The organism is Nonlabens arenilitoris (genome assembly GCF_002954765.1).
Taxonomy (GTDB): Bacteria; Bacteroidota; Bacteroidia; order Flavobacteriales; family Flavobacteriaceae; genus Nonlabens; species Nonlabens arenilitoris.
The window spans coordinates 1,140,353-1,156,553 of sequence record NZ_MTPW01000001.1 but is presented as its reverse complement, the minus strand read 5'-3'; the positions used below and the strand labels follow the sequence as shown (position 1 = coordinate 1,156,553).

The following is a 16,201-nucleotide window of genomic DNA, read 5'->3' as shown; positions in this document are numbered from 1 at the left end:
CCTATCTAAATTCTCATTATTTTAACAACTGAGCTGTTTACCTTTGAGTAAAACCAGCTATATGTTATTTAAACACTTTTACTTAATCCTATTATTGCCTGTATTTTCATGGAGTCAACAATATGACGACGTGAAGATTAATAACCTTATTGAGAATTATAAAAACCTAGATCGTGGCCCTTATAAAGAAATCAATTGGTTTTGTGAAGATGGATCTATAAGAGACGCAAAAGATCCATGTCCAGACGCAATAGGTGGAGGAATTCAACACGCTAGCTATAAATCAGATGTTGTAAATCTATCAAAAAGCAGACACATTTATCTAGGGGAAATATTAGCCTCTAATGATGTTTGGGATTTTTGGGATGCTCCATTTAACCATAGTAGAGTAAAGCAATATCAATTACAACGATATCTAGAAAGTGTGGATAATGGATGGATTCAAGAAAAATCAAAATATTATCGCGGCGCAAAGCAAATAGAGGACGAGGAAGAATGGGGACGTAAGTTTTATTACACCATACTTTCTAGTAACCAGATTTTAGATCAAGACTTTTTTTTAATTAGAGAAAGCCTTAGAGATATCCCACATGACGGAGATACTAATCTTGCTCAAGAAATAAGAAGCACTAGTAAAGTGATAGCAGATAGGTATCCTAAGTTTATGGATATTAGGATTAAAATTCATGGCAATCCAGAGTCAAAAGATATTCATCAAGTTCAAGAGTGGTATGATGCTAACAAGTCTAATTTAAACGATCAAACGCTGGCTGACTTTCAAAAACTCATAACAGATATGAAAGAGTTTTTTGAACCGGTAAGTATTAGTGATCTAGCTCAAATGGTTTCTGATTGGGATAATGACAGTTACATAAAAACGCAAACAGATTGGTTCTCTAAGACCTATGCTCAAGAAACAGATCCTTCCATAATAATACCAGCAGCATCAGGACTGATGTGTGATATACGCTACAATATTCAAGAAGATAGAAGAGGTACTAGACGTACTAGTGCGTTAGAACTTAGCTTACGACTAGAAGAGTTGATATTTCAGAAGTCATCACAGTGGATTCCTGCTACGATAAGAGAACATATGGATAAAGTACATGCGCTCAGTGAGGCATTAGCTAGCTCGGGCTATGTAGAAAAATGGGAATGGGATGCCGTTGAGAATCAGTTATTAATGAGTACTGATGCAACAGTGAAAGCAAACCAATTAATGGATTTTATAAATGTAGCTCGCAATCAGGTAGCTTGGGGAACCGGTATGGTAAACAGCATTTATGGAGACGTTGTAGAAGAGTATACCGGTTTTGAACCTTTATCATATGGGTTTTATGATGACCGTATACGCAGTTCATTATTATTACCACTAGGTTCTTCAATAGGTGAGTTTTCTGGTTTACTTTCAAGACAGTTAGGTAGCTCAACATATATTCCAGTATTAAGTAATACTAGTACTGTAAGAGGTCTTAATCCTGGATATACTCAAGGAGAGTTAGTAGTTGTTACAGGTAATGCCGAAGGGATGGCGGTAGACCCTAAAAAAATATATGTATTTGATCATCCACCTAGCGATTTAAAACCAGTTGCAGGTATTGCTACAGTGTCAGAAGGTAATCTAGTTTCTCATGTACAATTACTAGCTCGCAACTTAGGAATTCCTAATAGTGCCATCAGTGCAAATAATCTTTCAGACCTTAAGGATTATAATGGTAAACAAGTATTCTATGCCGTAAGTGATCGCGGTGCTGTGGTTATAAAACCAGCTAATGAGATGAATGAAGAAGAGCAATTATTATTCAATAAAAATCAACAAAAAGAGAAGAAAACCATACGCATCTCTGAAGAAAAACTGAAATTAGATATCGTTGCACCTATAGATATGGCCAGTGTTAATAGTGAAGACAGTGGTGTTTTATGTGGTCCTAAAGCTGCAAACCTTGGTCAATTAAAACAATTGTTTCCTGACCATGTTGTAAATGGGATTATAATTCCTTTTGGAGTTTTTAGAAATCACATGTCTCAAAATATGCCCGAAACAGATGGTAGTTACTGGGACTTTTTAGAGTCCGCTTTCGCGAAAGCGAGACAATTAAAAGATAGTGGATCCTCTACAGCAGATGTAGAAAAATATCAATTAGAACAACTCGCTATTTTAAGAGAAGCCATATCTAGGATGCCTATTAGATCAGAATTTGTAAAAGAGTTAAAAAAGGATTTTAAAGGAATTCTAGGGAACGATATGGGTAAAGTTCCAGTTTTTTTAAGGAGTGATACTAATATGGAAGATCTTGAAGAGTTTACCGGTGCTGGTTTAAACCTGACCGTTTTTAATGTCGTGAGCGAAGAAAAGATAATGAAAGGGATAAGAGATGTATGGGCTAGTCCTTATACAGACCGTAGTTTTAAATGGCGCCAGGCATATCTTGAAAACCCAGAAAATGTATATCCATCTATTTTAATCATCCCAACGGTAGATGTAGATTATAGTGGTGTATTAATTACAAAAGATTTTGTTCATCAAAATAACGACGGTATCACAATCGCAATGAGCCGTGGTGCTGGTGGAGCAGTAGATGGGCAAAGTGCAGAAACTTTTATAGTCGATAGTCAAGGCAATAGTCAACTAGTAGCACCGGCTAGAGAACGTATGCAACGCAAATTACCGGCTGAAGGTGGTTCGAGAATGGAATTTGTCAATTTTAATCATCCTATTATTAGTAAGGATAATCTTAAAGAAATACAGGAGTTTGCTAAAAGCGCACATCAAACCATGCCTAGTTCTAAAGATGGTTCTTATGACGGTGCATGGGATATTGAGTTAGGCTTTAAGGATAATAAATTATACCTATTTCAAATACGTCCTTTTGTAGAAAACAGTAACGCTATTACTAACTCTTATTTATTGAAAATGGATGGGAAAACAGATTATAATACTGAGTTACTTATTAATAAACAAATAGCATTGTAATGAATATTTTTAGATATAGTATATCAGTGTCTGTAGTATTAATCTTGGTGATGTTATATCCTATAGATGGTTATCAATCCACTGGTATTAAACGTCTTAAACGATTAGAGAAGACCATAGATAGTACTCTAGTAGAACGGTATTTAAAACCTGGCTCTTTTAAAAAAAGTGATGAGGTGAATTTATGGCTTTGCGAGGACACAAAACCAGTAGATTCTTTAATGGTGGTGGATAAGGAGTTTCAAGCAAAAATGCGCAGACTTTTCCCAAATAGTTCAGGTTACGGTATTGCCGTTATGGATATTACTAATATCAATAACCCCAAATATGCGCAACTCAATGAGAATTCTGGTTTTCAACCTGGTAGTGTAGGTAAAATTGCTGTAGCAACGGCTTTTTTTAATGAATTGCGTAATCTGTGTCCAGAGGACTGGTCTGTGAGGCAACGGTTAATGAAAAATAAAATAGTACAATCGGGTAATTGGGGTCTGTATGATCACCATACCATACCAGTGGTAGATCTTGAAAAAGATAAACTGATTAAGCGTACTGTGGTATTTAATGATCAGTTTAGTCTTTATGAGTGGTTAGATCATATGTTAAGTGTTAGTAATAATGGTGCCGCTAGTATCGTCTGGCGTGAGGCTTTATTAATGCACGTTTTTGGAGATGCATATTTTACTTTAACTCAAGAAGAGGCAGATGCCTATTTTGATAAGGCAGATAAATCTGAACTTACAGATATAGCGATTAATTTAGTGAATCAACCTTTAAGAAATTTAGGTATAACGCATGATGAGTGGCGATTAGGTAGTTTTTTTACTAATGGTCCTGATCAATATGTAGGTAGTAAAGGTGGTAGTATAGGTACGCCTAAAGGTCTCATGAAGTTTATGGTGCAATTAGAACAAGGTTGCGTCATTGATGAAATGAGTAGCCTAGAGATTAAAAAACTACTCTATATGACCGATAGAAGAATACGATATGCTTATAGTCCACAATTAGATAATGCTGCCGTATATTTTAAATCGGGTAGTTTATATAGCTGTGATAAATCTAAGTCAACACCATGCGGTAAGTACATGGGGAACCGGTACAATTATATGAACAGTATCATTACTGTTGAACATGAAGATGGTACTAATTATGTAGTTTGTTTAATGAGTAATATACTTAGTAAAAACTCTGCTGGCGATCATATGTATTTAGCGAGTGCAATCGATAAAACGATTAGATCTATTAATATTGGTACTAATGACTCTCAAGAGGTCACCACTGAAAATGCAGATAATAATTAACTATGCAATTTTGGATTGACTATTCTCTAATGAGAGTAATGTCTTTTTAATCTCTAGAGCTTGAGGTGTTGGCAGTTGTGATAATATACCGTTTATTAGATGCTCACCTTGTAAATGAAGGAACTTAATACTTATAGAATGTACCTTTTGTTCTTGAATAAGAAGAAGCTTTTCTAACATCTTACTGCGATCATATAGTTTTATTCTTTCCTGAAATTCAAAAGTTTCACTAGATAAAGTGTGAGACTCTAGCTCAAATAGGGGAAATAGCATGTTTTTTAAGTCTCTACTCAATATACCATTGAGGTACTCCATAGAATGTAGTCTAGAAACGGTCTCTTTGCTTGTCATTCCTTTATAAGCAACATAGACATCTTCTGGATTGTATCGTTGAGATAATAAATTAAATATGATTTCCAATTGATCAGAGATGCATTGATCAACTTTCAAAACCAATTGTTCTATTATATTTTTTTCAACTAAAGAGATGACACCATTAGTTCTTTTATCAGATCGTTGACTTATTTTCAATGACCAATAAATTCTTACTAGTTCTTTATACTTAGCAGATTCTTTGTCTATTAACTTTATTAACTCTTTCTTTTTCAGAATAGATTTTTTACCGTTTTTTCTAGATTTAAATAATAGTTCAAAAGATGTTTTTTTAACAGATATATCACTATGATGTGCTAGTTGAATAAGTAAACGATGTGATTTTTTAGTTCTGATGTGATATAGCACATAGAGTAACTTTTTTCTTAAATCATTCTCGGTTTTCTTTTTAGTATAAATCTGGCTTATAACTTTTAAAGATTTGTTACCCATTTTATAAATGGATGATTCAATTGATTTTCTTAAATCATCATCCATTAAGGCATAAAGAAGAGTGTTTAAGAAATAAACATCTTTGGTGTGACCAGTAGCTTTAATGGCTGCAATTTTTAAGGCCTTATTGTTATGACCTAAGTAATTATCAATTATAGAATAGTAGTTTGTTGTAGAGGCATATCCCAGTGTTTCAATAAGACGGGCAAGTTCTGATATTTGCATATTATTGTCACCTATATCACTAGAAAATAGTTCTATACGTAACTTTAGGTTATACTTTTCAGCTAGTAAAGGATTTTCTTGAGAAATGGCAGCTAGGGCAAGTAGTGCGGCTGTTGCGATTCTATCATCTTCATCATCTAGATAATTTTCATAAAACTGATAGGCAATATGTTCATGGCTTAATAGATAATTCATGGCTGCATTAATCAATTCGCTATCATCTGTATATATAAAATCTTGTACCTGTGCTACAGGTTCATGGATAACATAATCTAAGTTATTAATTACCGCTGTAACGACTTTCTTGTTTTTGTGATTAAGCAGTTGTAATACAGGCTCTTTTAAGCTGGTATGACTAATTTCCTGTAGTTTATTCAACATCACTAGAATATCCTCAGTACCACCAGTTTCAAATATGATTTTCATATTACTGATAAGAGTACCTACATTATTTTTCTCTTTTCTTAATTTTTCTCTTTTAACGATACTTTGTTTAAAGATGCTTAAGTAGCTATCCTTTACTTTAAAGATTAAATAGATCCATATAATGGAAAGAACAATAATAGATGCTGTTATAATATAATTAGATAAATGGAGTCCTTTTACAACAAAAATGATAACTAATCCTGCTAGTCCAGTAGCAATGCTGTCCACCACTACATCTATAAAGGTTTTAGTTTTATTCTTTATATCACTAGGTATAGGTATAGCTAGTAACTCCAGAGCACTTTTATGTAAAGATTGCTTTAGACTACCATCAAAGCCTTTTAAAAGAATTACAATCCATAATTCTGGCATTACAAAAAGTAATAGTGCGCAGGCAATTACCGCTGCTGGCAAGAAAAATAGGTTGGTTTCAATATTAAAGTTTTCTAATAAACGCTTTGTGATTAATAATTGCAATATCAATGAAACGATATTAAATGTACTGAACCAAAATCCAAAAAAGGATGCAAGCTCCATAGGATCTTCTATTTGCTGACTGGCCAGATAACTGAACTCATAATCTACAAGCTTTGCTACTAGCACACCTATTCCTATGACACCTGCGAGATGTGATAAATGCCTCGAGTTGAAAATTAATTGAATAGAAGGCTCCTTAGAAACTGTTTCTCTTTTTTTGAACTCCAATTTCATTTTACCTTTATAACTATGAGACTTAATCTTTTGATAGATATAAGGGCAACAAGCAATCATTAAACTTGCTATAATAATTAAAGCGGCATTACCTGTAAAAGGTACTAGAATAGAGGTTATATAGCCTCCGGCAATTCCACCAGCAATTCCACCAGCTCCAATAAAACCAAATAATCTTTTAGCTTCTCTAATATTAAAAATCACGTTTGCTAAAACCCAAAATTGAGAAGTGACTAGTAATGCATATATACCTACAAATAAGTAGAATGCATAAGCTAAGAATAGATTAGAAACTTCAAACATAACCAGAAGTCCTATGACAAAAAATGATGCAGAGAAAAACCACAACGTAGATCTTATAATGTATCTAAGGTTGAATCGCTCGAGCAACTTGTGATAAGAAAATGAGATGATGACGGCAATGATAGCCGTTAAAATAAAAGCTATAGATAAGGAGTCGGCTCCAGCTGTCGATAAAAAAAGTGCATTGATAGTAGGTTTAACTACTAGTAATGCACCTATGATTAGAAAAAGATACAACTGCATCCATAAGGCTATGGAGAGTTCCTTTTTCTTTATATCAAATAAATTAGATATGAGCTGGTTTAATGGTTTCACCTGATTGGATGTCTTGAAGCAAGATAGGTGTTTTGTTTAATGCGGCTTCAGCAGGTCGTACTAAATTTCTAATAATTTTTTCTCCATCAGGCGACTCTACCATAGCGACAAGAATATAATGCTTCTTGCGTTCATCATCCCATACAATAACACTATCGCAATGCCAGTTTTTCCAAGATCCACTTTTTCTATAAACATCTGCTTCAGGTGCAATTTGATCTAAGGTATTTACAAACTTATGATGTAAACTCGGGTCTTTTAGATATTGTAGCATTTCGCTACTGCGTTCATTGTTAATTAATTGGCCAGTGGCTAATTGGTAGTATAATTTAGCAACAGCTTCAGTTGTAGCAGCATGACTTAAACCTTTGATAGGTTCTGGATGGCGTCTTCCCTGTGCGGCATATCTTTTACCTACCCAAAGACCACCATTACTGTATTGATCATAAAATGGATTTGCTGGATCGCACATCACGTCTTCGATACGTTGAAAACCTACTCTATCAATCATTCTAGTAGAAGCAGCATTATTGGACTTAGAAATCATTAACCACATATCCGTCTTTACTTCATCAGTATATTCTAAATCACCTTTCTCAATAGCATCCATAGCAGTATATAAAACAGCAATTTTAGGCATGCTAGCAGCATACATCATATTATCACCATTAATACTAGCATATCGAACACCATCGTTTGATAAATCAACTAGACTTACAGACAATCGTTTGTTTTTGATTAAACTTCGCCATCGCTTGTTTGAGTATATTTGTTCTTGTAAGCTTAATTGTAATGTAGCGTCTTGGTAAGCACTTACCTCTTGATTTGCATTTTCCAGCAGCAATAAAGGTTTGTCAGTGGCGTGAACTAGACTAGTTAACATCACAATTAATAAAGCAGACACTTTTAATAACATATATTTTTTAATTTTTTAAGTTCAATAGAATATGAACAAATACAACGCCGAAACTACATCTTTTATTGCCTTTAACAATTTAAAACCAGTACTTTAACAGTTTTGTGCTAAATGTTAATATTACAAAAAGATTTTAGCCAATAATATTACTAATTGCAACCTAAAGCCAACTTATTAAGCCTATGTTTTTCTTACAGATTAGTTTGTATTATTATTACTTAATCCCTTCCTCAAAACCTCTTTAATTCCCTCAAGATTCTCTGTAAAATCCATCATCTGGCTCAAAACTTGAGACATTTGATTCTGTCCGCCTAGGCCGTTGAGTTTATTGTTTTTGGCAAAAATCCCTTTGATATCTTCCCAGCGTTGTTGCTCTTCAGGCGTGATGGTGTTGACCAGTTCTTTATATTTCAAAAGATTGGCTTCAGCGGCACTGGTTAAGGTTTGTGATTCACTTTCATAATGTGATAATAGTAAGGTTTGTAATTCCTTATTATCCATTATAGGGACAACCTTTGCGACTAGTTTATTCATATCTCGGTAAGAGCCTTGTAGTTTAAAACTAGGCTCTGTGCGATACGTATCTTCCATTCCTGCGCTGGCGATATAAGTTTCATTGACTTTGAGAACCGTATCTCTTATTTTCAACACTTTTTCAAGTACGGCTACATAATCTGCTATTTCTTGATTGCTATGATTTCCTTTCAGCTCGTTATCGCTCGCTCCATTTTGAACTCGGTCAATCAGTGCATAAACATCATCAAAATGCTTGTTACTTAACTGTTGCAATACAGGATTACTAGTCAGTGCATTTTCAACGAGACTTAATTCAAATAAATGCGCTGTATCACCTATGATGTCACCTAGGTTATAAATATCGGCACGGTTTGCAAGCATATCTGGAATCTGGAATTTATCTCCGCTTTCAGTATATGGATTACCAGCCATGATCACGCAAAATTTCTTACTGCGCAGGTCATAAGTTTTGGGCTTGCCATTAAAAACACCTTCAATCTTACGTGTTCCATCAGACAGACTAATGAATTTTTGTAAAAACTCTGGATTACAGTGTTGTATGTCATCTAGATACAACATCACGTTGTCACCCATTTCAAAGGCAAGATTCAGCTTTTTCAATTCTTCTCTTGTAGCTGTATTGGTTGCTGCTTCTGGATCTACTGATGTGATATCATGACCTATTGCTGGCCCATTAATTTTCATAAAAATCAATCCCAGTCGATTTGCCATGTACTCCATTAAGGTCGTTTTACCGTAACCTGGTGGCGAGATCAACAGCAATAATCCCATGCGGTCGGTACGTTTAGTATCACCTACGGTTCCTAACTGTTTCGCAAGATTGTCTCCAATTAATGGGAAATATACTTGGTCAATCAATTTATTACGCACAAATGAGCTCAACACGCGTGGTTTGAATTCTTCCAGTCGCAAGGCTTCTTTTAGATCTTCTGTTACTTCATGTTTTGCTTTTCTAAAAGCTTCATAGGCAGGCACTTTTATGGTCATAAAATGCTCCAGTGTTGCTGTAAAATCATGATAATTAAACTGGAATGTTCCTTCTTCTATCGTGGCATGTGCTCCTTTTAAGTTTTCAATGATTTCTTCTGGCGATACAGCAACGGTTTTATCAGCAGTCAGTTCTCCATAAAGGATATTTGCTACGCATTCGTCTATGTAGCGCAATAAAGCTTGTTTTGAGTGCGCTTTCGCGAAAGCGGAAACCCAATGCCTCACCAGCTCAATTTTATCTTTTTCGTTATCACAGGCTTCCAGACTTTTCTTGAATTTCAAATCGGCATTTTGAGCTTTGATTTTCTTTTCAAAAGCTTCCTTTAATTGAATGGCGCTATGGCTTACCGTAAAGTGATCGTTATCTTTTAGTTCATTAAATAAATAACTAGCTACGAGATGCTCGTTTCCGTCTGTCAGACTGAGCTTGTCGAAGTCGGTGCTTGAAACAGCCTCAGAGCTATTAATATCGCGCTTCGACAGAGCTTGTGCCGAGCGTGACGAGGTGCTCAGCGTGACATTCTGCTGATATATGGCATCAGCCAGTTCCTCAATAATGAAATCATACTCTTTACTATCTGGAAAAACAGACAGCACCTCGCCAGCACTTTTTAAGGTACGATTGAGGTTATCGCGTTTCTTCTTGTCTAGACCATTCCAAAAAAATTGCGCTTGCGCTCGGATATTTGGAGCGTAAGTCAGCAGTCCTAAATCGTGATCTTTATGTAATAAAACGCTTAGAATTTGAGCCGCATCGTGATCATGAACACCTTTTACGTAACCACCAGAATAGTTACCACTAGCGATTTCCTGCACATGAGCCAGCAAATCTGCCTCACTCATGGTTCTCAACGAGTCCTGATCTCCGTTCTTAAAAATGGAGTAGGCGAGATAAGCAGATCGATATACCTGCGCATTTTCTGAAACCAAATCCTGATTCCAGATATCCATGGATTGGGTGAGCACCTCGTTCTTTAATTCCTGATAGAAATCGGTTCCTGTTAGGTGATAGAATAAAGCGTTTTCCTTATAAACAATGGTCAAATCCAGCTGTTGTTTATTAACGCCAAATTTGTGTTTCCCCAGCTTAATGATATTATCGCCATCTTCATAAAGCTCGTTCTTATCCTTGAGCTTTCTCAATGCATCTTCACGAGCTACTTTTAAGGCAGTTTCAATAGCTTCTGCCTTACCAGCGTCGTCCAGTTCTTTTAATTGTGCTACGATATCGCGCACTTTATTGATCATTAAATCACTAGCAAAATAGCCATTGATTTCTGTGATGCTATCCAGCGATTGTGAACGTTTTTGCACACCTTTTATGATGCGATTTGCAGCGTTTTGAAAGGCAATAGCTTTTTTATTGCGTGCTTCTACCAGACTGCTCTTACGATTATCAAAAGCGGCATACACCTCTTCACGCTTTTCAATAATCTCAGTGATGTATTCCTCATAATCGGCAAATTTCCCTTCCAGCTCTTCTAGCTGAATAGAAACTTTAGTAAGGAATTCATCACACTTTTCTGGAGTGTTGGCAATGTCTAGGTAATTGATGATACTCTGATCGATCAACTTTAACTGTGCAGCAAAATCAGCTTGCGCTTCTTTTTTACCTACGGTTTTTACTTTGTTCTTAATCGCTGCTTTTACCTGGTTGATAGTCGCAAAAATCAAAGAGATATTCTCAATTATCTTAGTAGAATGCGAAGTGTCTTCAATCTCTAGATTAGAAACAATGTCGATTAATAACTCCAGATCTTCAGCGATTTGATTCACCTCTTTTTCTAGATTTTTAATCTCGATGACTTTCTTAGTGTCGTCTAATGCTTTTTGCTTTTCAGCAACAGCATCGTGGTATGGAGCTAGTGCTTTATCATCTAGTAAAAAGGTAACCGCACGACGTGAGATCACCTCGTTTTGCTCAACGATTTGTTCCTCAATTCCTTTAATGAAATCTGTATCAACATAACGTATTTCATAAAGGCCTATCGCCTCACCACGCAAACTGCGCAGTTGGGTCAAAAGCTCTACAAAATCATTAATGGACTTGAAAGACGTACTTTTTATTTTGCTGAAAAGTGCATCGGCTTTTTTAGAGATCTCTTTAGTCTCTGTTGCTGCTTGTTTGCGCATTTGTTTGACCTTCTCAAACTCATCAATCGCAGCGTTAGATGCTTTATTAATTTCTAATAATGGCAAATTGATTTGTTGGGTTTCCTTTTCAGGCAACCAGTAATAAGCATCGAGAATATCTTTAGATGCGCGTGCGATATCGTCATATAAACCGCCATAACTATCTTCTTTATTAAGAAGCGTCAACAGTTCATTTGCTTCGGCCATCGCCTTTACAATGTCTTTGTTACCGATTTTATAGAGCATTGTATCTTGATGCTCAGACGGTATGATATTGCCTTTTAAATACGGTGTTTGCCATATTTGCATCATGTGATGTTTGGTCTGCTCATCTTCGGTACGGAAATAACACAATTCTCCTTGTTCCAGAATCGTAAATCCATTACACACGATAGGTGTTTTTACCTCTTGATCAATCACGTTATAGGACATAAGTACATACAATCCTTCTGCTGGATTATAAAATACGTACAAGTGATCTTCACCATTAGGCGAGGCAATCTTTTGCTGGAATTTCAATTTTCCAGCACTGCTCGGGAACACATTGTACTCACCTGTTTGCAGGTAATAACCACTCGGGAAAATAATTCCTTGCTCATCTGGTAATAGCACTGCAGCCTGTGCAATACTGTCTATTTTTTCTACCTCTTTGATCTTATGGTTGTAGACAAAATAGCGAGGTTCTTCTTGAAAAGGTTTGATTTCCAGAACAATCAGATTGCCTAAATCGGCATAGCGGTACTGACCATCGTCCAGCGTCTGATCGCGGTATTCTACGTCTTCACTATAAATTCCTTGACCATCGTCGGTATTATCCTCAACCTTAATGGTTAAATCGCCACCTATGGTTTCTACAAAAACTTTGTCCAAAATAGACACGTGAGCATGTACACCATTGCGCTGGTCATCACGTCCAGCTTCCTTCCACTGAAAACCATACTGAGCCGGAAAACGAAATTCGTGCTCACTACGGTTATCTACATATTGCAGTCCATTATCAGTAATCAGCCATTTAAAGGTCTTGATATCAGTCACAGAATCACTCAGCTGAAACACCATATGCAAGTAATTGCCCATGATGGCAAACTTGGAAAATATCGTGTTGCGGTAGTACTTATAAAGATTTTCAAAATCTGTTTGAAAGATAGGATCCTCAATGATTTGAAGTTTTGTTCCGCTTTCGCGAAAGCGTAACGCATCACCATCCACACCATCACGATCAAATTCATAGACACTAAAAACATCACTCAGTTTGATCTCTGTGCGCAGTCCAAAGTGTACGTTATAACCAAAAATGCTGTACTTGCCTATGGTCACGATATCACGGGCGATACAGTTGTTTTCTGTATTCACACGGTCGTTTGCAATCAGTCGTGTTTCCAGCGAACCGAAGACCTTTTTACGTTCTTCATTAAGAGTATTCAGGCGTTGCTGCAAGTCATTTTTTTGCTTGAGCAAACGGCTCTGGATGATCTCGTAAGTTCCTGAGTCGAGACGCTTAGCGTTCTCGACGATGGGGCGCGACGATTGGCTGTCTGGGCGCGATGCGTCGCGCCCTTGGTTTGTGTCACTCATGTAGTCCTAGTTTTTTCTTGAGATCCTCATCCCATTTTTTGGGATTGTTATTGATGTACCTGCTTATGTTCAGGTAGGCTCGTTGATCTCTGATGATTATTTCGTGGTAGTTGCGTACCCAGATGGTTTTCTTTAGATCGACTCTTCTTATCAAAGGTCTTATTTCATTCAAAGCTGTTTCTGTTATAGTAGATTTCCCTTCCTGATATGCGTAAATCAGTTGTTTGACCTGATTTGTTATCGCAGCTTTGTAACCTCTGACTAAACTTCCTAATGATCCTTCTTTACATATATCTTTACCTCCGACCGCTCCAGCACGACGTTCTAACTCTTCACTAGAATACTCTGTTTGAGGAGTCGCCACTTCAATGTTTATGACCAAATGAATATGATCTGGCATAATCATAAATGCTCCTAATGAAACATTATTCCTTAGCCTCAACGTATTGATCCATTCACGCTCTGCTATTTTGCCAAACTCATTTAAAACCATTTCTCCATCTACGACCTTACCGAACAAATGCAACCTATTTCTAGTTACTATAGTCACAAAGTATCTACCGACTGATGTGTAGTCGTAGCCTTTGAGTCTAAGAGATTTCCGGTTGTGAAGATTCATTAGTGAGTTGGTGTTTGGTGCTAGCGTGGGCGGAATGCGTTCCGCCGTTGTGTCCTGCGCTAGGGATAGTAGCGGCATCCTTTTTACGGCGGTAGCCTAAAAAGATATAGCGGATAGCCCGACCTGATTCTTTCTAGAGAAAGAATCAGGTAGCGCCCTTATAAGCATTCTTAAATATTCCCTAACTTCTTGTTAGATAATCCCATTCCTTTAGCCAAATTCATCAGGTTGCTCAACATGTTTTGCTCGTCACCATCGTTAGACTTGTTCTGTAGATTGCTCAACAGATTTGCGATAGTCAAGTTCTTGATGTCCTCAGAGCTGATGTTGTACTTGTCTGCAAAGTCTTTTACTTTATCCAGCAGATTTCCTTTTACATCATCACTTCCTAGAATGGCATCCTTTACTTCAGTTACCGTTTCAGAGTGATTCACCAGTCTGTCATAACCTTTAGCCTTTGTGATCTGACCGATGATTTGTTCAAAGAACATGGTCTCACCACCAACGATGTCAATCTTAGCCGCTTTCAATGCATCTCCTATCACTTGTGCTTGCGCATCTGCAATATCTTTCTGGATGTTGATTTGTGCTAGATCTACCTGAAGTTCCTTATCAAGACGTAGTTTGAACTCTTCATGTTCTTTACCTACACCATCAAGTTTCTTCATCGCCTCAGCTTTCTCTTCAATTCCTGCAGCATCTGCAAGGGCTTTTTCTTTGATCACTTCAGCCTCAGCAAGTCCGTCTTTGCGTTTTGCCTCTGCTTTTGCAGCGATACCGCTTGCTTCAGCCTCTGCCTTTTTCTGGATGATGAGTGCATCTACAATTCCTTGACGCTCGCTAGCCTCAGCTTTTGCATGCATTACTTGTGCCTCAGAAAGTCCTACAGTTGCTTCTTCTTTAGCTTGTGCTTCAGCAAGAATCTTACGTGCTTCTGCTTCCTTCTCACTTGCTTCTTTATGAGCAAGAGCCTCGATGTTAATCTCTTCAGCTTTTTGAATAGATGCTTGTTTAGAAGCTTCAGCAGCTTTAGTGATGCGTATCAATTCGTCTTGTGCTTTTGCCTCAGCATTTGTGATGGCTACTTGCTTAGCACGGTCTGCAGTTTTGAAAGCTTCAATATCTTTCATGTTTTCCTGCTCTTCTACCACACCTTTTTCCAGCACCACGCGATCTCTAATCACGTCCTGAATATTCTTTTTCTCTACTTCTACTACTTTTTCTTTCTCGATTTGAGCTAGAGTTACTACTCTTTCTCTTTCAGTAAGTTCTAACATGCGGTCTTTTTCCACACGTTCTGTTTCAACAGCATTGGTACGTTGCTTGTTTTTCTCTGCAACGATGATCTGACGTTGCATATTTTCTTCGGCAACTTTTACTTTTTCTTCAGTAGCGATACGAGCTGTTTCTGATTTCAGGCGTTCTTCTTCGGCTACTTTAAGAGTTTCTGCTTCTTCACGAGATTTGATGTTTGCAATCTCACGTTTTTGTTGTTCTTCTTTTTCGGCGAGTTGCTTGTCTAGTTCTAGAATTGCTTCACGAGCCTCAACATCTTGCTTGCGTATGGTTTTCTCCTCATCACGCTTGATCAAGTTGGCTTTAATATTCTGTGCAGCAGTTAGATCAGTAATCTTTTTGATACCTTCTGCATCTAGAATATTATCTGCTTTTAAGTGAGAAACACTAGTTTGCTCCAAGAAGTCAATCGCACAATCCTCTAGTGTGTAACCATTCAAATCAGTACCGATAATATCCACAATCTCATCACGGAACTCACGACGTGCTTCATACAAGTCGATAAACTGGAATTTTTTACCTACGGTTTTCAATGCCTCAGAGAACTTTGCTTCAAAAAGATCTTCTAATGTCTCGATACGAGAAGCACGCTGGACACCTATGGTTTGCGCCACTTTTTTGATGTATTCTACCTCATTGTTGACACGTACAAAAAAGGCTACTTTAATATCGGCTCTCATGTTGTCCTTACAGATCAATCCTTCTACACCCATACGCTCAATCTGGATTTTCTTAACCGAAATATCCATCGTCTCCACACGGTGGAAAACCGGTACTACGTAAAGTCCTTTATCTGTGGCGACTTTGGTACCTCCAAAACCAGTACGCACCAGCGCCTGACCTTGATGTACTTTTTTGTAAAACATCGCAATGATAGCGAAGTAAACAATTACTAGAAATAGAAAAACTCCTATTCCCATTACAAATAATCCTAATGTTCCGTCCATAGTTTTTGTTTGGTTTTTGTTTGTTTAGTTGTTTTTATTTTAATGTTTTTGTTACAGTGAGCATTTTGGTCAATTTAGCACAGGCTTATCAAAGTGCGACTGTAAAATCTT

General features: G+C 37.0%; 7 protein-coding genes. 2 read left to right on the top strand and 5 right to left on the bottom strand.

The window, feature by feature from the left end; genetic code table 11:
• Window positions 1-61 precede the first annotated feature (61 nt).
• Both BST92_RS05030 and BST92_RS05025 read left to right on the top strand, forming a co-directional pair.
• Window positions 62-2,974, top strand: a complete 2,913-nt coding sequence (locus BST92_RS05030) for a PEP/pyruvate-binding domain-containing protein (protein ID WP_211292441.1) — start codon at window positions 62-64, stop codon at window positions 2,972-2,974.
• Entirely contained in the window at window positions 2,974-4,272 is a 1,299-nt protein-coding gene (locus BST92_RS05025) for a serine hydrolase (protein ID WP_105070462.1), read from the top strand. The genes BST92_RS05030 and BST92_RS05025 overlap by 1 nt, the downstream gene beginning before the upstream one ends.
• Here BST92_RS05025 and BST92_RS05020 read toward each other — a convergent pair whose 3' ends face one another.
• From BST92_RS05020 to BST92_RS05000, 5 genes are all read right to left on the bottom strand, one after another.
• The gene (locus BST92_RS05020; protein ID WP_146105097.1) at window positions 4,273-7,077 is read right to left on the bottom strand and encodes an NTP/NDP exchange transporter; all 2,805 of its coding nucleotides are present in this window, start codon (window positions 7,075-7,077) and stop codon (window positions 4,273-4,275) included.
• Complete coding sequence (locus BST92_RS05015) at window positions 7,049-7,993, bottom strand: serine hydrolase (RefSeq protein ID WP_105070460.1); 945 nt, start codon at window positions 7,991-7,993, stop codon at window positions 7,049-7,051. The genes BST92_RS05020 and BST92_RS05015 overlap by 29 nt, the downstream gene beginning before the upstream one ends.
• A gap of 198 nt (window positions 7,994-8,191) precedes the next feature.
• Window positions 8,192-13,228 (bottom strand): DNA repair ATPase, encoded by a 5,037-nt coding sequence (locus BST92_RS05010; protein ID WP_425437380.1) that lies wholly within the window; start codon window positions 13,226-13,228, stop codon window positions 8,192-8,194.
• Window positions 13,221-13,925: a transposase gene (locus BST92_RS05005; protein ID WP_105070459.1), complete on the bottom strand. Its 705-nt coding sequence runs from the start codon at window positions 13,923-13,925 to the stop codon at window positions 13,221-13,223. Before BST92_RS05005 ends, BST92_RS05010 begins: the two co-directional genes overlap by 8 nt.
• Window positions 13,926-14,017: 92 nt before the next feature.
• Window positions 14,018-16,090 carry a flotillin family protein gene (locus BST92_RS05000; RefSeq protein ID WP_105070458.1) on the bottom strand — a complete coding sequence of 691 codons (2,073 nt, stop codon included), beginning with the start codon at window positions 16,088-16,090 and terminating at the stop codon, window positions 14,018-14,020.
• Window positions 16,091-16,201: the final 111 nt, after the last annotated feature.